This window comes from Nocardioides sp. YR527 (assembly GCF_900101045.1).
Taxonomy (GTDB): domain Bacteria; phylum Actinomycetota; class Actinomycetes; order Propionibacteriales; family Nocardioidaceae; genus Nocardioides.
This window is the reverse complement of the sequence record NZ_FNFN01000016.1, coordinates 1-19,999: the sequence shown is the minus strand read 5'-3', so window position 1 is coordinate 19,999 and position 19,999 is coordinate 1. Positions and strand designations below refer to the sequence as shown.

The window sequence follows — 19,999 nt, the reverse complement described above, 5'->3', positions numbered from 1 at the left end:
TTCAGAGGTTGTTGTCGTTGCGCGGCGGCAGCCAACCCGGCGTGCGCTGCGGCCGGGCCTGCTGCGGCTGGGCCGGCCGCTCGCTGCCCGCCTCGTCGGCGGGCTGCCCACCCTGAGGCCTGAAGAAGTCCGGCTGGGGCTCCGAGGCACTGTTGGAGGCCTGCTGGGCGTAGGGCCGGGGCGTCCAGCGTCCGTTCTGCGGCCGCAGCTGGGTCGGACGCTGCGGGCGCTGGGCGAACGCGTTGCCGAAGCCTTCGCTCACCGGCTCACCGTTGGGCTGACCCGCCTGCGGGCTGCCCGAGGCTGCGGGCTGCCGCGTCGGGAGCGGCTGGAGCGGCTGCTGCGGCTGTTGCGGCTGCTGCAACTGCTGCAGCTGTGACAGGGCCGGCTGCTGGCCTGTGATCGGCTGCGGCCCGGTGTTGTAGCGCTGTGCCATCTCCGGCCGCTGCGGCATCATCGCGTGGGAGCCGGAGTCCGAGGTCGTCCGCGTGACCGGCGTCCAGGGGTCCTCGAGGTCGTCGTTGATGCCGGCGAACATGGTGGCGAACCCGATCACGATGAGCATGCCGGCCGAGATCGCGAAGATCGGCATGGCGAGATAGACCGGGTCGGCGCCGCTGACGTGCCCGAGCTTGTCCTCGGGAGAGCTGTGGATCTCGAGAGCGAGCATGCCGGTGTAGTGCATGACGCACACGCCGATGCCCATGATGACCGCGGCGCCCACGCGCATCAGCAGCGTGGTGACGTTGAAGGCGAAGAAGAGCGCGAGCGCCGAGGCGACCAGCGCGATCACGATCGAGAGGATGACGACCGGCGGCTTCCAGACCATCTGGGCGCTCATGTCCATCGCGTACATGCCGGTGTAGTGCATCGCGCCCACGCCGGCACCGGTGACCAGGCCACCGACGATGTAGCCCGCGTTGCCGCGCATGGCGGTCGCGATGAGCATGCCGACCATCGCCGCGATGATCGCGACGGCGAGCGAGATGAGGGTGGTGCCGACGTCGAGGGCGTACGCCACGTGGCTGTCGAAGGCGAGCATGCCGATGAAGTGCATGGACCAGATCGCGCCGCCGCCGATCGAGGCGGCCGCGCCGAAGAGCCAGAGCCAGGCACCGGCGCCTGAGCCACGCCGGCGAGCGCGGGTCGCACAGGTCAGACCGACCCATGAGCCGAGTACGGAGATGATGAACGACATCGCGACCAGGGGTTGGCTGAACGCCCCGATCGTGACTTCCTCGATGCTTGTCACGCTGCTTTGACTTCCTCTCGTTCCTCGCCGGACGGGGTGTGGGGGATCGGCGAGGGTGATCTGGAAACATGCGTGGATGCCCCATGGGGTATCCGAGATGCATCCATAGCGGGCAATGGTGCCGTTGTAGCGCAGGTCACAATAGAGGAACAGGTCCCCTATTTCCATGTGGGGGGTAGGGTATCTCCGCTATGGCCGACGATGTATATGTGCTCGAGCTCGACGAGATGCAGCAGTCGGCTGTCGATCTGGGGGATCCGACTCGCCTCGTGTTCGACTACATGAGGCGTATCGGCGATGTTATCGACCGACTGCCTCCAGGGCCAGTGCGAGTTCTGCACGTCGGCGGCGCCGCGATGACGCTGGCGCGCTACGTCCATGCGACCCGGCCGCGCTCCTCACAGATCGTGCTGGAGCCGTCGGTCGAGGTCATCGAGCGCGTACGCAGCGAGGCGCCGCTCCCGCCCCGCAGCGGCATCAAGGTGCGCCCCGTCGACGGGAAGAGCGGCATCGGCGGCGTACGCGACGGCTTCGCCGACCTGGTGATCCTCGACGCCTTCGACGGCGGTCGCACCCCGGCCGAGCTCACCTCCGCGGCCTTCGTGGAGGACGTACGCCGCGTGCTCGCGCCCTCCGGTGTCTTCGTCGCCAACCTCGTGGACCGGGCGCCGTTCCCCCAGGCGCGTGACTTCGTCGCAGTGGCCAGAGACCTCGGCGACATGGTCGTCGGCGTCGAGCCGGCGACCATGAAGGGCCGCCGCTCCGGCAACCTGGTCATCGTCTGTGGCTCGGTGCCGGAAGCGCCGTTCGGGTCGCCCTCGCCGATGGAGTACCGCATCTTCACCGACCGTGCTGTCGCCGACTCCTTCGGTGGTGGGACGCGCCGCTAGGGTGAGGTCCATGTCGATCGAGCTGGCCCGCACGCACCTGGACCGATTCGGACGCGGTGGAGACATCATCGAGTCGGTCGAGTCGAAGGCGACCGTCGAGCTCGCCGCGGCCGCCCTCGGTGTCTCGCCGGCGGAGATCGCCAAGACCATCAGCCTCTACACCGAGGACCGGACCGCCGCGATCCTGATCGTGGCCGCCGGCGACGCCAAGATCGCCAACGCGAAGTTCAAGGCCCACTTCGGCACCAAGGCGCGGATGCTCGCGGCCGAGGACGTGGAGCCGATGACCGGCCACGCGATCGGTGGCGTCTGCCCGTTCGGCAACCCCGCCTCGGCTGAGGTCTGGCTCGACTCCTCGATGAAGCGCTTCGACATGGTCTACCCGGCCGCGGGCAGCGCCAACACGACCATCGCGCTCACCCTCGGTGACCTGGAGACGATCAGCGAGGCCCGGGGCTGGGTCGACGTCACCAGGCTTCCCGAGACCGTCTGACCGACCTGGTCTCAAAAAGGGGGACAGCCCCGCCCTGCCGAAGCAGGAGCGGGGCTGCCGTGGAAGCCAGAGTCAGACCGGGCGGACGTTCTCGGCCTGCGGGCCCTTCGGGCCCTGGGTGACGTCGAACTCGACGCGCTGGTTCTCGTCCAACGTCTTGTAGCCGTTGGTCTGGATCGCGGAGAAGTGCACGAAGACGTCGTCGCCACCGTTGTCCTGGGCGATGAAGCCGAAGCCCTTGTCGCCGTTGAACCACTTCACGGTTCCCTGAGTCATGAATCTAATCCTTGTGTACACAGGGCGACTCCGTGCCGCCCTTTGGGCGTTGAATCCACGAGTCCTGATTTCTGCTTCTGCGGAAGACCAAGTGCTGCACGAACGGTCACCGAGAGCAACCGCGAAGCGCGTGGGGACGCCTCCTTCAACGCAGCCAAGCCTACATGCCCAGGCGCTTCTACGGGTATTGGTGTTTCTTGCGCGCGCCGGAGGCTTGATCTGGGCTTGGCCGCGGGAGAGCCTGGCGTGCAGAAACCGACGATTGATGGGGACATTACGTGGACCAGCCATGGTGGCGCGAAGCCGTCGCATATCAGATCTACCCGCGCTCGTTCGCGGACTCGAACGGTGACGGAATCGGCGATCTGCCGGGGATCACCGACCATCTCGACTATCTCGCCGCGCTGGGTGTCGACGCGATCTGGATCTGCCCGTTCTACACCTCTCCGCAGAACGACCACGGCTACGACGTCGCCGACTACTGCGACGTCGACCCGATCTTCGGCACGCTGGCCGATGCCGACCAGCTGATCGCGCGGGCGCACGAGCTCGCCCTGAAGGTGATCGTCGACCTGGTGCCCAACCACACCTCCTCGGCGCACCCGTGGTTCGTCGAGGCGCTCGCGGAGGAACCCGGGTCCGCGGCGCGCGACCGCTACATCTTCCGCGACGGCCGCGGCGAGGCGGGGGAGGAGCCCCCGACCAACTGGCGCTCGGTCTTCGGTGGTCCGGCGTGGACGCGGATCGAGGACGGGCAGTGGTACCTCCACCTCTTCGACGACGACCAGCCCGACCTCAACTGGCACAACCCCGAGGTGGTCGAGGAGTTCACCAAGATCCTCACCTTCTGGCTCGACCGGGGCGTGGACGGTTTCCGGGTCGACATCGCCCACGGCCTCTTCAAGGATCTGCGCGACCAGGTCGTCCCCGAGGGCCTCGCGCCGACCTCCGACGCTGCGGTGATGTACGAACGCGGCGTCACCGACGCGCCGATGTGGGACAACCCGGGCGTCCACGAGATCTACCGCGCCTGGCGCAAGCTGATCGACTCCTTCGACGGTGACCGGATGATGGTCGCCGAGGCCTGGACCCCTGGGCCGGCGGAGCTGCGCCGCTACGTACGCGCCGACGAGTTCAACCAGGCGTTCAACTTCTCCTGGCTGCAGGCGCCCTGGTCGGCCGAGGCGTTCACCGAGGTCATCGGGTCGACGCTGAAGGCGCTCGGTCCTTCGCGGGCGGCGCCCACCTGGGTCCTGTCCAACCACGATGTCGTACGCCACCGCTCGCGTTACGGCGACGGACTGCAGGCGCTCCACCGGGCGCGCGCGGCGACGCTGACGATGCTGGCGCTCCCGGGGTCCTCGTATCTCTACCAGGGGGAGGAGTTGGGCCTGCCGCAGGTCTATCTGCCACCCGAGTACCAGGAGGATCCGTGGTCGGAGACCGGTGAGGGCGGTCGCGACGGGTGCCGGGTGCCGCTGCCGTGGAGCGGGTTCGAGCCGCCCTTCGGGTTCAGCGACGTACCTGACGAGGAGTTGCCGACGCAGCCGTGGCTGCCGCAGCCGGCCGAGTGGGTGGACCTCACCGTGGCTGCCCAGAACGGTGTCAGGGACTCCACGCTGGAGTTCTATCGGGCGGCATTGACTGCGCGACGGAGCTTCGCGCTCGGTGCCGATGAGGACGTGGAGATCCTGGACGCGCCCGAGGGCGTCGTCTCGTTCCGGCGTGGCGGGGTCGGCGGGTCGCTAGACACCAAGACCGACTTGATCGTCGTCCTCAACTGCGGCATGGAGCCGGCGCCGCTTCCCGAGGGCGAGATCGTGATGTACAGCGGTGACCCGGTCGTGGGCGACCTGCCCACCGACGCGGCGGTCTGGATCATCGCTCCCGCGGTCGACTGATCCCGGGTCGGCGTGATCGTCTCTCAAGATTGTCAACAATTTTGGTACGCTCCTCGGACCCGACCAAGGAGGACATGTGACGGTCTCGCCGACCCCGGTGACCCAGCGCGAGGTGGCGGAGGCGATCCGCCGCGACATTCTCGACGGTGAGCTCGTCGCCGGCCAGCGCCTGGTCGAGGCCGAGCTCTCCGAGTCGCTCGGGGCCAGCCGCGGTGCCGTACGCGGCGCCCTGATCGACCTCACCCACGAGGGTCTGGTCGAGCGGATCGCCAACCGTGGCGCCCGGGTGCGGGTGGTGAGCGTCGAGGAGGCCGTCGAGATCGTCGAGGTCCGCGCCGCCGTCGAGGCCCTGTGCGCGGCCAAGGCTGCCGAGAAGATCACCGACGAGGAGATCGCCGAGCTGCGTCAGCTGGGCGAGGAGATGTCGGCCGCGGTCGCCTCCGGCGACGTCGGCACCTACTCCAAGCTCAACACCCGGCTCGACGAGCGCTTCGTGGCGATCTCCGGCCAGCAGGTCGCGGCCGAGACGCTCGCGCGGCTCCAGGGCCGGAGCGTACGTCACCAGTACCGGCTCGCCTATCGACCCGGTCGCTCCCAGGTCTCGCTGCCGCAGCACCTCGCGATCATCGAGGCGCTCGCCCGGCGTGACCCCGCAGCCGCGGACACCGCCGTGCGTGAGCACCTCGCCAGCGTCCTCGAGGCCGTGCGCGAAGTGGCACGCCAGAGGTAGCGCGAAGTGCTGGTGTGTCGGTCTCGACGCGCTCGGCCGCAGGCGGCCTCCCGGCTCGACCAGCGGTGGTTGAGCCGCCGGAGCCGCTAGGCGTAGGCGGGTCGAAACCAACACAGTCGCCGCCGCGACCGATCAGGTGAAATCCTCGAGCCAGTCCCGGCTGGCTCGAGCGACCCGCGGGGGAACACCCAGGTCGTCGAGCATCTCGGCGGCGGCCGCCATCTCGTGGGAGCGGCGTACGGCATGACGGTGGCTGCCGTCGACGAGCCGGTCGAGGGTCGCGGCCGAGGCGCGGTCGAGCTCGCGCATGATCTCGGCGCGGGTCTCCTCCTCGAGCCCGGCTGCGCGGGCAGCGGCCAAGCTCTCCAGGACCGCGGCGGCGAGGCCCTTGTAGAACACCGAGCGGAGCAGCTTGCGGGTCGCCGCGTCGCCGACCTCACCGTCGACGACCTCGACGCTCGCGCCGACCGCGCCCAGCAGCCGCGCCGCCTCGGCGGCACCCGGTCCGGAGGCGAGCATCGGCACCCGGATGCCCAGGCCCGGCACGGTCGACATCAGCGAGACGTCGGCGAAGAGGCAGCGGCCGCCCAGCACCGAGAAGACCTCGCGCTTGCGGGCGGGGGAGGAGGTGTTGACGTCGGCCCAGACGGTGCTCGCCGACAGCCCGGCCAGCGCGTTGCGGGCGGCGTCGACCGAGTCGGCGGCCGAGTTCACGCTGATCACCAGGCCGGCGCCCTCGACGGCCTCGGCCTCGCAGGCGCAGGCGACGGTGCCCGATGGTGCGCTGACGGCCGGGTCGTAGGCGCGCACCGTGGCCCCTGCCGCGAGCAGGTCGGCGACGAACGCCGAGCCTGCCTCACCGACCCCGAGAACCGCGACGATCATGCCGGCCGCTCGCCCTTCTTGGCCTTCTGGATCAGCTCGTAGACGTGTGCGCGCAGCTCCGCGAAGCGCGGTGCGGAGCGAGTGGTCAGCTGGTCGCGTTCGTCGGGGAGGTCGATGGCCACGTCCTCCAGGATCACCGTCGGCCGGTTGGAGAGCACGAGCACGCGCTGGCCGAGGTAGACGGCCTCGTCGATGTCGTGGGTGACGAACAGGACGGTCACGCCGAGCCGCTTCCACAGCTCGCGGACGAGGTCCTCCAGGTCGGCCCGGGTCTGGGCGTCGACGGCGGCGAACGGCTCGTCCATCAGCAGGACCGAGGGCTCGTAGGCGATCGCGCGGGCGATCGCGACCCGCTGCTGCATACCGCCGGAGAGCTGCCAGGGATGGGAGGAGGCCGAGTCGGCGAGGCCGACGGCCGCGAGTGCCTCGTCGACCAGCTCGGTCCGGCGCGCCCGCGGCACCTTCTTCTCCTTCAGCGGCAGCTCGACGTTCTGGCGGACGGTGAGCCAGGGGAACAGCGAGCGGCCGTACTCCTGGAAGACCACCGCCATCCCGGCGGGCGGCTCGGTGACGGCGGCGCCGTCGAGCTCGACGACCCCGTCGGTGGCGTCCAGCAGTCCGCTGATGCAGCGCAGCAGGGTGGTCTTGCCGGCACCCGAGGGGCCGACGATGCAGACCAGCTCGCCCTGGCCGATCGAGAAGTCGAGCTGCTCGATGGCCTCCAGGGAGGTGCCGCCGGTGGTGTAGGTCTTCTTCAGGCCACGTACGTCCAGGGCAGTTGCCACGGGATTCTCCTCAAGACTTCGGGATCAGGCGCCGCGATCGGCCTGGCGCAGGCCGCGGTACCAGGCGAGCGAGTAGTGCTCGACGAGACGGAACAGGACCGAGAGCAGGAAGCCGAGCACTCCGAGGAGGATGATCCCGGTCCACATCTGCGGGACGGCGAAGCTGCGCTGGAACTGCACGATCGAGGCTCCGAGGCCGCGGTTGGCGCCGAAGAGCTCGCTGATCACCATCAGGATGACGCCGATCGACAGGGCCTGGCGCGCACCCGCGGCGATCTGCGGCGAGGCACCGCGCAGCACCACCTGCCGCAACCGGGTCCAGGCGCTGAACCGGTAGCAGCGGGCGGTGTCGAGCATGACCTCGTCCAGGCCGCGTACGCCCTCGACGGTGTTGAGCAGGATCGGCCACAGGCAGCCGAGCGCGATCGTGACGATCTTGGACGCGTCGCCGGTGTAGCCGAGGAACAGCGCGATCACCGGCACCAGCACCGGCGGAGGCACCGCTCGGAAGAACTCCAGCGTCGGCTCGCAGAACGCCCGGACCGGGCGGTAGAGGCCGATGACGACCCCGAGGAGTACACCGGTGGCCATCGCCACGGCATAGCCGGCCGCGAGCCGCGCCAGGCTGGGCAGGACGTCTCCGGTCCAGCGGTCCGCGGTCCAGGTCTCCCCGAAGACGGAGACGATCTTGGACAGCGGTGGCCAGAAGACGCTGGTGGAGCCGGCCGAGGCGAACCACCACACCGCGACCAGGACGATCGGGAGGGCGAGGGCGTACGCGATGGTCCGTGCGAATCTCATCGGGCCTCCTTGCGGATCGAGACGTGCCAGCGGAGCGTGCGCCGTTCCAGGGCCCGGGCGACCAGGTTGACGGTGACGCCGATGATCCCGACGACGATGACCAGGGCGTAGGTCTTCTCGACCGCGCCGGAGGACTGGGCGACGCCGATGGACTTGCCGAGGCCGGGGACGCCGACGATCAGCTCCGCGGTGATCTCGAGGATCAGCGCGACCGAGGCGGCGAGCCGGAATCCTGTCATGACGTAGGGGAGCGCGGTGGGCCACACGACCGTGCGGACGGTGGTCAGCCGCGAGAAACGGTAGGAGCGGGCGGTGTCGCGCACGACGGGGTCCACGTCGGCGACCCCGTAGAGCACCTGGACGAGGATCTGCCAGAACGAGGCGTACACGACCAGGATCAGCGCCGAGGTCGGCCGGCTGCCGTAGAGGAGCACGACGAGGGGGATCAGGGCGACCGAGGGGATCGGGCGCAGGAACTCGATCGTGGAGGCGGTCAGGTCGCGCAGGAAGCCGACCGAGCCGATCACCACGCCGAGCACGATGCCGGCGGCCATCGCGATGGCCAGACCGGTGGCCCAGCCCCGAAGGGTGGCGCCGAGGTCGGTCCAGAAGGCGGCCTCGCCGAGCTGGTCGACGAGCTCGGCGAACATCGCGCTCGCCGGCGGGAGATAGCTGTCGTTGACGATGCCGAGGCGCGGCAGCGCCTCGGCCAGGCCGACGACGACGAGCAGGCCGAGCACACCCAGGACTGCGTCCCGGCCGCGGCCGGCGACCCGCTTGGGGCGGGTGCCGGCCATGGGCCTTGCCGTTGCTTCGGGTGATGCGACGCTCATGGAAGCAGAGCGTCCACGTCCGGGTCCTTGGCGAACAGGCCGTCGGTCTCCGAGAGGTCCGCGAGCTTCTGGATCGACTCGGCGTCGATCTCGGAGGTCCACTGCGGCATGTTCAGCTCGGCCAGCACCTTCTCATCGATGTCGGTGTAGGTCGGGAGGATCTCCTTGACCTCGTCGGGGTGCTGCTGGGCGTAGTCGAGCGACTCGTTCATCGCGGCGGTGAAGGCCTCGACGGTGTCGGCGTCGGACTCGGCATAGCTGGTCGAGGTGAAGTACTCCGCGACCGCGAGGCCAGGATCGGCGGCGACGAAGTTGGAGCCGAGGTCGGTCATGCCGGCCTGGGTGCCGATGGTGAGGAACGGCTCGACGACCTGACCCGCGTCGACGTCGCCCTTCTCGATGGCCGGGCCGATCTCGGGGAAGGCCAGCTCGACGTACTCGATCTTGGTCGGGTCGCCACCGTCCTGACGGACGAGCTCGTTGGTGGTGGTCGTGTTGATGTTCTTGAGCGTGTTGACCGCGACCTTCTTGCCCTCCAGGTCCTTGGGCGACGTGATGTCGCTGCCGGCCTTGACCAGGACGCCGGCCATGTCGGCGGCCGGGTCCTCGGTGGCGTTGACGCCGGCGGTGACGACCTTGACCGGGACGTCCTGGGTCTGGGCCAGGAGCAGGGAGGTCGTGTTGGAGAAGCCGAACTGGTACTGCCCGCTGGCCACGGCGGGGATGATCGCGGCGCCGCCCTGGGCGAGCTCGAGGCTGACGTCGAGGCCCTCCTCCTTGAAGAAGCCCTTCTCCACCCCCAGATAGATGGGGGCGACATCGACGATCGGGATCACGCCGACGGTGATCTCGGTGGCGCCGTCGGCACCCTCGTCGGTGGACTCGCCACCACCACAGGCGCTGAGCGCGAGCGGCAGGGCGAGAACGAGTGCAGTTGCCAGACCGCGGCGCGCGGTGCGGGCAAGGGAGCGATTCATCGGGACTCCTCGGGGGCTGGGCGCCCGCTCGATCGCGGGCAGGTCGCCAGTGTGATGCACACCACGAGATATTGTAAACAATCTTGGCGGCAATTTTACCGGCGGGCTGTGGGGTTGGCGGCCGCCGGAGCGACCGCGGCACAACCTAGTGGTGAGCCCGGGTGGAGGCCATGGAATCCGGAATTCAGTGCACGGAATGACGGAAGTGCTGGTCGTGGCAGCGTGAGTGGCGGTGTCCCTTGCGGAAGACGAGCGCCCCCACCGCGATCACGGCGAAGACCCACCAGGGCACGCCCATCACGACCAGTCCGATCGCCACGAGCAGGAAGCAGGCGACCAGCGGGAACGCCCGCGGTCGGCCTCGCCGGGGCCGGCGAGCGACCTGCGGTGGCTGCGGGGCGCTCTTCGGCAGGTCGGTGAAGAGCATCTCCAGGTCGGCACGGACCTTCGCGGACCAGACCGCGTCCAGGCGCTCGTAGTAGTCGTCGTCGGTGAGCCGGCCGGTCGAGTAGTGCTCGGCGAGCTTCGCCGACGCCTCCTCCCGATCGGCCTCGCCCACCCGCAGGTTGTCGAGGTTGCTCATGTCATCTCCCCTTGTGTCCCGTGTGAAGCCGCATCGACTGTCGGCGTAGTTTCCCGATATATCGCGAGGGTACGCGCGAAGAGATGTGGCCGCAAGGGACTTTCGTCGGGCCTCAGCCGAGGAGGACGACGACCAGCAGGATCGCCGGCACCGTGGCCAGCGTGCTGACGAAGATGACGTCCCGGGCCAGCAGCACGGCCCGGTTGTAGCGCTGTGCGACGACGAAGACGTTCTGTGCGGTCGGCAATGCCGAGAGCACCGTCACCGCCAGCAGCGCCTCGGCGTCGAGCCCGAGCAGGAACCGCCCGATGACGTACGCCGCCACGGGCTGCACCACCTGCTTGGTCGCGACCACCGCGGCGAGGTCGAGCGGCGGCACGCCTCGTCCGGGAAGCGGGCCGAGCCGGAGCGCGACCCCGTAGGCGATCAGCATCGAGGGGACCGCCATGCCGGCCACCAGCTCCAGCGGGTCGGAGACCGGTGTCGGGAGGTCGAGACCGGAGACGGAGAGCGCCACCCCGATCAGGGAGGCGACGGTGATCGGGTTGGTCAGCGGTCGGCGCAGGATCGCCCAGAACGAGAGCCTCGTCGCGCTCGCGTCGGCGTCGAGGATCACCAGCGCCAGCGGCTGGAGCACGAGCATCTGCAGCAGGAGCGTCGGCGCGACCAGGACCGGGTCGCCCAGGACGTACGACGCGATCGGGAGGCCGAGGTTGCCGGCGTTGGCGTAGGAGCCGCACAGCGTCGCGATCACCGTGGTGCCCAGGTCGCGGCGGCGCAGGCGCGCGACGGTGACGATGAGGGTCGCCGAGACCAGTACGGCGCCGGCGACGGCGACCAGGTTGCCGGAGAAGACGAAGCCGAGGTCGCTGTCGTCCATCACTGTGATCAGCAGGGCCGGGCTGGCGACGTAGAACGCGAGCGTCGAGAGGGTGCGCTGGCCCTGCTGGTCGAGGATCTTGAGCTGGGCGAGCAGGGCGCCGAGCGCGATGAGGACGCTGATCGTGGCGAAGCCGGTGAATACCCCTGCCACGGCCTAGATCTCGCGCCGCAGGTCGAGGAGTCCGCGGGCGGCGTGCTCGGTGACGATGCGTTCGGCCTCGACGGCGTCGTGTCTGCGCAGGGCGACGACCAGGTCGCGGTGCTCGGTGTAGCGGTCGGCGCCGAAGTCGTCGCCGGCCAGCAGGTGCGCCCGGGAGATCTCCCGCTGCCGTGAGCGGGTCAGAGAGCGGGACTGCTCCAGGAGGCGTAGGAGGACGGGGTTGTGGGCTGCGGCGTTGACCTGCTCGTTGAAACGGCCGAGCACGTCGAGGAAGCGATCGGCGTGCTTCTCGACCGCCTTGCCCTCGCGGTGGCGTGCCCGGATCAGGATCACCAGGTCGTCGGCCTCGTCGAGCAGCCGGTCGAGCTCGTCGAGCTCGTCGTCGTTCACGTGCCGCGCGGCGAACCGGGCGGCCAGGCCGCGCAGCGCGACCTCGACCTCGGCCAGGTCGTGGCTGGCGTCCTCCTCGATCCGGGCCACCAGGGTCGTACGCGGCCCGACCCGCTCCACGAGTCCGTCGAGCTCGAGCCGCCGGATCGCCTCGCGGACCGGGGTCGGGCTGACGCCCAGGCGCTCGGCCATGCCGCGCTCGGTCACCTTGGCGCCGGGGGCGAGCTCGCCGGAGCCGATCTGGCTGCGTAGAGCCTGGTAGACGCGCTCGGCCACGGTCGTGGTCTCCGGCATCTCGGGGGAGGGGATCGACATGGCCCCGATCCTAGGCCACTTTTCCAGCGGTGCCACCTCTTGACTGTTTTGCTGTAGCAAAACTACTGTGAGCGCCGCCACAGGCAACAGAGACCATTGAGAGATCACGGAGGTCCGTCTCGTGAGCACCACCATCCCCACCGCACCACCACGGCAGCTCGGACCTCGCCGGATCACGCTCCTCGTCGCCCTGGCGGTCTTCGCCCAGGAGTCGATGTGGAACTTCTACGACAGCCAGGTGCCGCCGCTGCTGCGTGAGCACCTGGCCAGCGCCGCCCTGGTCGGCTTCATCATGGGCATGGACAACCTCCTCGGGATCTTCATCCAGCCGTGGATGGCCAACCGGTCCGACCGGACCCGCACCCGATGGGGCCGGCGGATGCCCTACCTCGCCGTCGGGATGCCGCTCGCGGCGCTGCTGTTCGTGACCCTGCCGCACACGGCCGACTCGCTGCCGCTGCTGATCGTCGTCATCGTCGCGTTCGCGCTGGTCTCGAACTCGTTCAAGCCGATCGGCGAGGCGCTGGTGCCCGACTTCATCGCCCCCGAGCGCCGCAGCCGCGCCAACGCCGCCGTCAAGATCGCCTCCAGCCTCACCGTGATCGTCGCGGCCCTGGTCAGCATCCTGCTGGTCGATGACCACCCGGCCCTCGCCTTCGCGGTGATCGCCCTGATCACCCTGGTCTCGATCACCGTGCTGTGCCTCTCGATCCGGGACAGCTCCTCGCCGGGCTACCAGGCCGCCGTGGCCGAGGACGCCGCCGAGGAAACCGCCGAGGCGTCGACGACCGTCGGCCAGGCGCGCATCCGCGACACGATCCGTGAGATCGTGCGCGACCCCGACCGCAGCCGGCTGCTGCTGATCGTCGCGATCCTGGTCTTCGGCAGCGCCTGGGCCGGCTCGCGCGCGCTGGTCACGCCCTACGGCATGGAGACCCTGGGGCTGTCGCGTGGCGACGCCGGTGGACTCACCCTGCCGAGCGGGGTCGCCTTCCTGCTCGCGGCCTACCCGACCGCGCTGCTCGCCGAGCGCTTCGGCCGGCTGCGCACCATGATCGGCGGCATGGCGATCTTCGCGGCCGCCATGCTCCTCGGCACCCTGGTGCAGACCCCGACGGGCACCGTCGTGGCGTTCTGCATCGGCGCCGCCGGTGCCTCGGCCTTCCTGGTCAATGCCGTCGTCGTGCTGTGGAACCTGGCGCCGTCGGCGCGGGTCTTCGGGACGTACGCAGCGCTCTATGCGGTCGGCTGGCAGGGCGGTGCCTTCCTCGGCCCGGCCCTGATCGGCGGGGCGGTCGACATCCTGGGCTGGCAGACGATGTTGCTCGACATCGCGGTCCTCGCGGCGGTCGCGGTGGCGATCGTGGTGCGGATCGACCGCCTTCAGCGGCGCGGCGACGTCGAGAGGGCGGTGTGAGCGCGGTGGCCCGGATCCTGATCACCACCGACTACCTGCGGGCGGGCGACGAGGTCGACGACCTCCTCCGCTCCCGTGGTCACGAGACCCGCTACCCGTCCGGAGATCTGGTCGCGGACCTCGCCGGGATCGAGGGCGCCCTGGTCGGTCACGACCCGCTCACCGCCGAGGTCCTGGCGTCCGCGGAACGTCTGCGAGCAGTCGTACGCACCGGGGTCGGCTACGACGCGATCGATGTCGAAGCGGCGGCCCGTGCCGGGGTCACGGTCAGCAACCTGCCCGGGATCAACGCCAACGCGGTCGCCGAGTACACGATGGGACTGCTCCTCGCCTCCTCCCGCCGGCTGGTCGAGAGCGCGGCCGGTGTCGCCTCCGGCGGCTGGCCACGCGCGGACGGCCGCGAGCTGCGCGGCTCCACCCTGGGCCTGATCGGCTACGGCGCCGCCGCCCGTGCGGTCGTTCCGCTCGCCCGGGCGTTCGGGATGAGCGTGCTGTGCACGACCTCGGTTCCCGAGGCCGAGCGGACCGACCCGGACGTCCGGTTCGTCGAGCTGCCCGAGCTGCTGGCGGAAGCCGACCACGTCTCGGTCCACACCGCGCTGACCCCGCGGACGCGAGGGATGCTCGACGCGGACGCGTTCGCGCAGATGCGGCCGGGTGCGGTGCTCGTGAACACCGCCCGCGGCGCGATCGTCGACGAGGAAGCGCTCGCCGACGCCGTACGCGAGCGCCGGATCGCCGGGGCAGCGCTCGACGTCGTCGCCGAGGAGCCGCTGCCGGCCGCGAGCCCGCTGCGCGGAGTGCCCGGCATCGTCGTCCACTCCCACCTGGCCGGGCAGTCCGCCCAGGCCCGCCGGGCCGCCGGACTCGAGGGAGCCCGAGAGCTCCTCTGCGCCCTCGCGGGCAGCCCGGAACATGCCGTCAACGCCCACCTGATCGAAGAGAGAGACAACAGATGACCAGCGACAACGCTGACTCCGTCAGCATCTTGGTGCCCAGCGGGATGCTCGGCGCCGGGTTCCCGGAGGAGACGATCACCCGTGGGATCGCGCTGGGAGCGGACGTGATCGCCATCGACGGCGGCTCCACCGACTCCGGTCCCTACTACCTGGGTGCCTCGAAGCCGAAGACCACCGCCGCCGCGGTCGCCCGTGACCTGCGGCTCCTGCTCCGGGCCGTGGCCGGTGCCGGGATCCCGCTCATCGTCGGCTCCTGCGGCACCAGCGGCACCGACGACGGCGTCGACTGGGTCGCCGGGATCGTCGCCGACCTGCTCGCCGAGGAGGGCCTGTCGATGAAGGTCGCCCGGATCTACAGCGAGCAGCGCGCGGCGGACCTGAAGGAGCCGCTCGAGGCCGGCCGGATCCGTCCGCTGCCGCCGCTGGGCGAGCTCGACGTCTCCACCCTGGAGGAGTGCACCCACATCGTCGCGATGATGGGCCACGAGCCGATCGCCGAGGCTCTCGCCGCCGGGGCTCAGGTGGTCCTGGCGGGACGGGCGACCGACACGGCCAACGCCGCTGCGTACGCACTGCTGAAGGGGATGCCCGCCGGCCCGACCTGGCACGCGGCCAAGATCGTCGAGTGCGGCGGCCAGTGCACGACCAACCCGCGGATGGGCGGCGTCTTCGCGACCATCGACCGGACCGGATTCACCATCGAGCCGCTCGACGAGAGCGCCGCGTGCACTCCGATCTCGGTGGCCGCCCACATGCTGTACGAGACGGCCAACCCGTATCTGATGCGGGAGCCGGACGGCACCCTGGACGTGCGCGATGCCGTCTACACCGCGCTCGACGAGCGCCGGGTGCGCGTCGAGGGATCACTGTTCCACCACGCGGAGCAGCACACGATCAAGCTCGAGGGTGCCCGGATCACCGGCTACGAGACCATGTCGTTCTCCGCGATCCGCGACCCGCTGATCCTGAAGGACATCGAGGGCTGGGCCTCGCTGATGCATGTCGTGTTCACCCAGCGGGTCGAGCAGACCCTCTGCCTGACCAGCGAGGACTACGACTACGACCTGCGGCTCTACGGCTACAACGCGGTCTTAGGCGACCTCGACCCGTCCACCGACCCGCCGCGCGAGGTCGGGGTGATGCTGCTCGTCCGTGCTGCCGACCAGGCCTTGGCCACCGCGGTCGCCAAGGTCGCCAACCCGTTGATGCTGCATCTGCCGGCGCAGGACATGGACTACCTGCCCAGCCTGGCGTTCCCCGGGTCGCCGGCCGAGGTCGAGCGGGGCGCTGCGTACGAGTTCGTGCTCAACCACGCCGTCGACAGCCTCACGCCGACCGCGATGTTCCGCACCGAGATGGGAGAGAAGCACGATGTCTGAGACCACCCTGGGGGACCTCGCGATCGAGGTCCGCTCCAAGAACGCCGGGCCGTTCTGGATCACGATGGAGCTGTTCATGCGCGACGCCGAGGGCTACCGGATCGCGGCCGACGAGACGTTCCTCGACGAGGACGTCGTCGCCGGTCTCTACCGGGTCGATCCCGGGTCCGTCCAGATCTTCCGGATCCCGTCGCTCAACGTCGTCAAGATCTCCTACCCGCGCCCGGTCTCGCAGGGCTCACTGCGCGACCGCGACACCCACGCCGGCCAGCACCACGTACCGCTCGCACAGCTGGTCGTGCCGTGAGTCAGAGATCGAGGTGGTCGCAGACCGCCTGGGCCCAGCGCGCATAGCCCGCCGGCGAGGCGTGGAAGCCGTCGGCGGCGAAGAAGGACGGCTCCGCGGGACCGAGGTCGGCGGAGCTGACCCACTGCACTGACGTACGCCCGGCGCAGACCAGCCGCGCCGCCACGTCGAGCGCCTGCCCGCGCTCGGCGAGGTAGCGCCGCAGGGCGCGGGGGAGTGACGGGAACGCACCGAACTCCGGGATCCCCGGGAGGACGGTGCGTACGGCGTGCTGCTCGAGGGTCTCGACGATGGCGGTCAGGTCCCGCGTCCACGCCTCGACCGAGCGGCGCGCGAGGATGTCGTTGACGCCGACCAGGAGCACGGCGAGGTCCCATTCGCCGGTGACCTCGGTGAGGATGCCGTGCCGGATCCGCTCGCTGGTCGCGCCGTACTTCCCCAGCGCCCGCCACTCGACCGGACGCCCGGTCCGCTTCGCGATCGCGCGGGCCATCGATCCGGCGAAGGCGAGGTCGTGGGTGGGTGCGCCGCGTCCTGACGCGGACGAGTCGCCGATCACCAGCAGCCGCAGCGGCGCACCTGTCGGACCCGGTACGAGCCCCTTCGTCGGACCCTCCGGACGAGCCTCCTTTCCGATGGTCCGATGGACGTACGCCGCCTGTGCGGCGACCAGCGGGAGCAGCAGTGGATTCATCGTCTCTCCCTGCGCGGTTCTGTCGTGACGTACGTGCTCTTCCGTCGTTCTACAGCGCGTGCTCCGGCGGGTCTGCGACGTTGGCTGAACGGCGGGCGAATGTCCCCGGAAGGTTTGACACAAGGGGTCCTCGCGTCGGTGAACGTTGGGGTACAAGACAAGGGAATCCAAGACACGCGCCCCGACCCGCTGCGTGCCCGCCCTAGCATCACGCCCAACCGTGAGCGCCCACTCAAAAACCTCCCCTCACCTCGAAGGAATGCGCCGACATGTCCGACTTCATCAGCGGCATCTTCAACCGTCACAAGACCGACCCCGCCAAGGCCGAGGAAGGGGCGTCGACCGACACCTCCGCTCCCGTCTTCGGTGAGAACCTGGCCACCACCGAGGTGGCCGCCGAGACCACCGCGTACGTCACCGACTCCGGCATCGTCGAGGCCACCGAGCCCGTCGTCGAGCCCGTCGCCGAGCCTGTTCTCGAGCCCTCTGTCGAGCCGGTCGCCGAGACGGCGGTCGTCGACCCGCTCTCCGACCCGGAGCACGTCGTCACCGACGCCGAGGAGACCCCCGCCGCCGACGTGGCCGAGCTCGCCGTCGAGGACACCGAGGTGTCTGCCGATGTCGTGGGCGAGGTCGCCGAGACCGAGACCGAGGGCACGTACGAGGCGCCGCTCGAGGGCGCCGACGCCGACGCCCCTGCCGCCGAGACCACCGACGAGGTCGAGGAGATCGTTGCCGAGGGTGTGACCGAGGACGTCGTCGAGGCGACCGAGACCGGTGAGGCGACCGAGGTCGAGATCGACGCCGAGGACACCTTCGTGCCCGCCGACGCGATCGAGTCCGCCGACGACGTCGAGGTGGCCGCCGTGGTCGAGGAGACCGTTGTCGACGACGCGCCGGCCGAGGTCGAGGAGACCGTCGTCGCGCCTGAGGGCGAGGTGCTCGACGCGGAGGCCGTTGTCGAGGAGGCCGCTGCCGAGGAGTCGACCGAGATCGAGGACGCCGTGGTGACCGCGGACGACGGCGAGGTCTCCGAGGTCGAGGTCGTCGAGACCGTCGAGTCGGAGGACGCTGTCGAGCCGGCCGCCGAGGCGATCGAGGAGACCGTCCTCCAGGAGGAGGACGCGCTGGTCGAGGCCGACGCTGAGGAGACGGTCGTCGAGCCGGAGGGTGAGGTGCTCGCCGAGGAGGTCGCGGTCGACGAGGTGCCCGTGGAGACCGAGGACGCCGACGCGCCCGTCGAGGTCGCTGAGGACGCCACCGACGAGGACGCTGCTGACGTGACCGAGCCGGTCGAGGCCGACGCCGAGGTCGCCGACGTCGTCGAGGACGTCGTCGAAGGCGAGCCGACCGAGGTCGAGGTCGATGCCGAGGACGCCGAGGTGACGGTCGAGGTTGCTGACGAGGCTGCTGAGGTGACCGACGAGGTCGAGACCGCCGTGGAGCCGACCGACGTCGTCGAGGAGACCACCGCCGAGGAGACCACCGCCGAGGAGACCACCGCCGAGCAGACCACCGCCGAGCAGACCGAGGCGATCGTCGACGAGGCGCCGACCGAGGACGCTGCGGAGGCACCGGCCGCCGAGGTTTCCGACGCCGTCGACACCGCCACCGAGGAGACGGCGACGGAGACGGTCGAGGAACCCGCCGCGGTCGAGGAGACCGTGACCGAGGCGCCCGCGCCGGGCTTCGCGCCCGAGCCGGTCGTCGAGCCGGAACCCGACGCCAACTCGACGCTGACCGGCGTCCTGCGTGCGGCCCGCGAGGAGCGCGGCACCTCGACGGTGAGCGAGGGCCTCGTCGAGCGCCTGGTCCACCACGTCGTCGCCAAGATCGACGGCGTGCACGCCATCGACGACGAGGGCACCTCGGTCGACATCGTCGACGACGTCGCCAACATCACGGTGTCCTACGTGATCGCCTACGGCACCAACGTCAAGAGCAACGCCGCCACGATCCGTACCCAGGTGATCGAGGTCGCCGAGGACTACTTCGACATCGACGTAGTGGCCGTGGACGTCAACGTGAGCGACTTCCACATCGCCTGATCCTTCGCCGGACGGCATGAGATAATGATCGAAAGCCTCGGAGCGCGACGCGCTCCGAGGCTTTCGTGTATGACCAGCCTCCATACCGACCTTGACCTTCCCGGCCCGATCACCGCCCGTCTCGCCCGGGCCGAGGACCATCTCGCCCTCCGCCATCTCTGGCTGCTCTTCCGCCACGACATGTCGCGCTTCAGCTCCACCCTTCCGTTCGCCGACGGCACCTTCCGATCCGAATGGCTCGACGCCGCCCTCCGCTCCGACCCCGGCTGGCACGCCTGGATCCTCACCGCCGACATCCACCCCATCGGGTTCGCTCTGGTTCGAGACGCCGACCGGCCCGTACACATCCTGAACAGCTTCTTTCTCGTCGCCGGTGCTCGTCGGGGCGGGCTCGGCCTCCAGTTCGCTCGGGCTGTCGTCTCTGATGCTCCGGGGGAGTGGAAAGTGGCGTATCAGGAGCGGAATCGTGCGGCTGTTGGGTTCTGGGATCGGGTCACCGCGGGGTGTGATCGGTCATGGTCCGAGACCGTGGGGCTTCGTGGGACGGTCGACACGTGGATCTCGTTCTCTGCGGGCTCTGGTTGGGCTTGACTCGTCTGCTCCGGAGCACCGCTGGTCGAGCCGCCGGAGCCGTCCACTGCTGGTCGAGCCGTCGGAGCCGTCCACTGCTGGTCGAGCCGTCGGAGCCGTCCACTGCTGGTCGAGCCGTCGGAGCCGTCGACTGCTGGTCGAGCCGTCGGAGCCGTCGACTGCTGGTCGAGCCGTCGGAGCCGTCGACTGCTGGTCGAGCCGTCGGAGCCGTCGACTGCTGGTCGAGCCGTCGGAGCCGTCGACTGCTGGTCGAGCCGTCGGAGCCGTCGACTGCTGGTCGAGCCGTCGGAGCCGTCGACTGCTGGTCGAGCCGCCGGAGCCGTCCACTGCTGGTCGAGCCGCCGGAGCCGTCCACTGCTGGTCGAGCCGCCGGAGCCGCTAGGCGGAGGCGTGTCGAGACCAACACGGTTCTCTTGCTCGGGAGAGCTCGCTTAGCGACTGTTCTTCGTTT

General features: G+C 69.9%; 21 protein-coding genes. 10 read left to right on the top strand and 11 right to left on the bottom strand.

What is annotated here, in order from left to right; genetic code table 11:
- Window position 1 precedes the first annotated feature (1 nt).
- Window positions 2–1,252, bottom strand: coding sequence for an MHYT domain-containing protein (locus BLT25_RS28850; protein ID WP_176884394.1), 1,251 nt, complete (start codon window positions 1,250–1,252; stop codon window positions 2–4).
- A 191-nt stretch (window positions 1,253–1,443) separates the two neighbouring features.
- Here BLT25_RS28850 and BLT25_RS28845 point away from each other — a divergent pair, with 191 nt between their 5' ends.
- Window positions 1,444–2,142: a spermidine synthase gene (locus BLT25_RS28845; RefSeq protein ID WP_091053184.1), complete on the top strand. Its 699-nt coding sequence runs from the start codon at window positions 1,444–1,446 to the stop codon at window positions 2,140–2,142.
- Between the two features lie 10 nt (window positions 2,143–2,152).
- Window positions 2,153–2,635: a YbaK/EbsC family protein gene (locus BLT25_RS28840; protein WP_091053183.1), complete on the top strand. Its 483-nt coding sequence runs from the start codon at window positions 2,153–2,155 to the stop codon at window positions 2,633–2,635.
- A gap of 72 nt (window positions 2,636–2,707) precedes the next feature.
- Here the strand turns inward: BLT25_RS28840 and BLT25_RS28835 are convergent, their stop codons facing one another.
- Window positions 2,708–2,911, bottom strand: coding sequence for a cold-shock protein (locus BLT25_RS28835; RefSeq protein WP_091053181.1), 204 nt, complete (start codon window positions 2,909–2,911; stop codon window positions 2,708–2,710).
- A 278-nt stretch (window positions 2,912–3,189) separates the two neighbouring features.
- Here BLT25_RS28835 and BLT25_RS28830 point away from each other — a divergent pair, with 278 nt between their 5' ends.
- Both BLT25_RS28830 and BLT25_RS28825 read left to right on the top strand, forming a co-directional pair.
- Window positions 3,190–4,812 (top strand): glycoside hydrolase family 13 protein, encoded by a 1,623-nt coding sequence (locus tag BLT25_RS28830; RefSeq protein WP_091053179.1) that lies wholly within the window; start codon window positions 3,190–3,192, stop codon window positions 4,810–4,812.
- Window positions 4,813–4,888: 76 nt separating this feature from the next.
- A complete protein-coding gene (locus BLT25_RS28825; RefSeq protein ID WP_218131520.1) occupies window positions 4,889–5,542 on the top strand; it encodes a GntR family transcriptional regulator in 654 nt (217 codons plus the stop codon).
- 132 nt (window positions 5,543–5,674) lie between these two features.
- Here the strand turns inward: BLT25_RS28825 and BLT25_RS28820 are convergent, their stop codons facing one another.
- The 8 genes from BLT25_RS28820 to BLT25_RS28785 all read right to left on the bottom strand — a co-directional run bounded on the left by BLT25_RS28820 (window position 5,675) and on the right by BLT25_RS28785 (window position 12,153).
- Entirely contained in the window at window positions 5,675–6,427 is a 753-nt protein-coding gene (locus BLT25_RS28820) for a DUF1932 domain-containing protein (RefSeq protein ID WP_091053178.1), read from the bottom strand.
- Window positions 6,424–7,212, bottom strand: a complete 789-nt coding sequence (locus BLT25_RS28815) for an ABC transporter ATP-binding protein (protein ID WP_091053176.1) — start codon at window positions 7,210–7,212, stop codon at window positions 6,424–6,426. Before BLT25_RS28815 ends, BLT25_RS28820 begins: the two co-directional genes overlap by 4 nt.
- Before the next feature lie 24 nt (window positions 7,213–7,236).
- Complete coding sequence (locus BLT25_RS28810) at window positions 7,237–8,013, bottom strand: ABC transporter permease (RefSeq protein ID WP_091053174.1); 777 nt, start codon at window positions 8,011–8,013, stop codon at window positions 7,237–7,239.
- Window positions 8,010–8,846, bottom strand: coding sequence for an ABC transporter permease (locus BLT25_RS28805; RefSeq protein ID WP_218131519.1), 837 nt, complete (start codon window positions 8,844–8,846; stop codon window positions 8,010–8,012). Before BLT25_RS28805 ends, BLT25_RS28810 begins: the two co-directional genes overlap by 4 nt.
- Entirely contained in the window at window positions 8,843–9,823 is a 981-nt protein-coding gene (locus tag BLT25_RS28800; protein ID WP_091053171.1) for an ABC transporter substrate-binding protein, read from the bottom strand. The genes BLT25_RS28805 and BLT25_RS28800 overlap by 4 nt, the downstream gene beginning before the upstream one ends.
- A 184-nt stretch (window positions 9,824–10,007) precedes the next feature.
- Window positions 10,008–10,406 carry a DUF1707 SHOCT-like domain-containing protein gene (locus BLT25_RS28795; RefSeq protein WP_091053169.1) on the bottom strand — a complete coding sequence of 133 codons (399 nt, stop codon included), beginning with the start codon at window positions 10,404–10,406 and terminating at the stop codon, window positions 10,008–10,010.
- A 112-nt stretch (window positions 10,407–10,518) separates the two neighbouring features.
- Entirely contained in the window at window positions 10,519–11,439 is a 921-nt protein-coding gene (locus BLT25_RS28790) for an AEC family transporter (protein ID WP_091053167.1), read from the bottom strand.
- Between the two features lie 3 nt (window positions 11,440–11,442).
- Complete coding sequence (locus tag BLT25_RS28785) at window positions 11,443–12,153, bottom strand: GntR family transcriptional regulator (protein ID WP_091053166.1); 711 nt, start codon at window positions 12,151–12,153, stop codon at window positions 11,443–11,445.
- A 121-nt stretch (window positions 12,154–12,274) separates the two neighbouring features.
- On the opposite strand from BLT25_RS28785, the gene BLT25_RS28780 reads away from it, so the two are divergent.
- From BLT25_RS28780 to BLT25_RS28765, 4 genes are read left to right on the top strand one after another with little or no spacing between them, the layout of a single operon-like run.
- On the top strand, window positions 12,275–13,570 hold the full coding sequence (locus BLT25_RS28780) for an MFS transporter (RefSeq protein WP_091053164.1): 1,296 nt from the start codon (window positions 12,275–12,277) through the stop codon (window positions 13,568–13,570).
- Window positions 13,567–14,529, top strand: a complete 963-nt coding sequence (locus tag BLT25_RS28775) for a phosphoglycerate dehydrogenase (RefSeq protein ID WP_256328861.1) — start codon at window positions 13,567–13,569, stop codon at window positions 14,527–14,529. The genes BLT25_RS28780 and BLT25_RS28775 overlap by 4 nt, the downstream gene beginning before the upstream one ends.
- Window positions 14,526–15,908, top strand: coding sequence for an acyclic terpene utilization AtuA family protein (locus BLT25_RS28770; protein ID WP_091053163.1), 1,383 nt, complete (start codon window positions 14,526–14,528; stop codon window positions 15,906–15,908). Before BLT25_RS28775 ends, BLT25_RS28770 begins: the two co-directional genes overlap by 4 nt.
- A complete protein-coding gene (locus tag BLT25_RS28765) occupies window positions 15,901–16,215 on the top strand; it encodes a DUF4387 domain-containing protein (RefSeq protein WP_091053161.1) in 315 nt (104 codons plus the stop codon). The genes BLT25_RS28770 and BLT25_RS28765 overlap by 8 nt, the downstream gene beginning before the upstream one ends.
- A 1-nt stretch (window position 16,216) precedes the next feature.
- Here the strand turns inward: BLT25_RS28765 and BLT25_RS28760 are convergent, their stop codons facing one another.
- Window positions 16,217–16,909, bottom strand: coding sequence for an SGNH/GDSL hydrolase family protein (locus BLT25_RS28760; RefSeq protein ID WP_091053160.1), 693 nt, complete (start codon window positions 16,907–16,909; stop codon window positions 16,217–16,219).
- Between the two features lie 269 nt (window positions 16,910–17,178).
- Here BLT25_RS28760 and BLT25_RS28755 point away from each other — a divergent pair, with 269 nt between their 5' ends.
- Complete coding sequence (locus tag BLT25_RS28755) at window positions 17,179–18,957, top strand: Asp23/Gls24 family envelope stress response protein (RefSeq protein ID WP_091053158.1); 1,779 nt, start codon at window positions 17,179–17,181, stop codon at window positions 18,955–18,957.
- 69 nt (window positions 18,958–19,026) lie between these two features.
- Complete coding sequence (locus BLT25_RS28750) at window positions 19,027–19,548, top strand: hypothetical protein (RefSeq protein WP_091053156.1); 522 nt, start codon at window positions 19,027–19,029, stop codon at window positions 19,546–19,548.
- Window positions 19,549–19,999 lie beyond the last annotated feature (451 nt).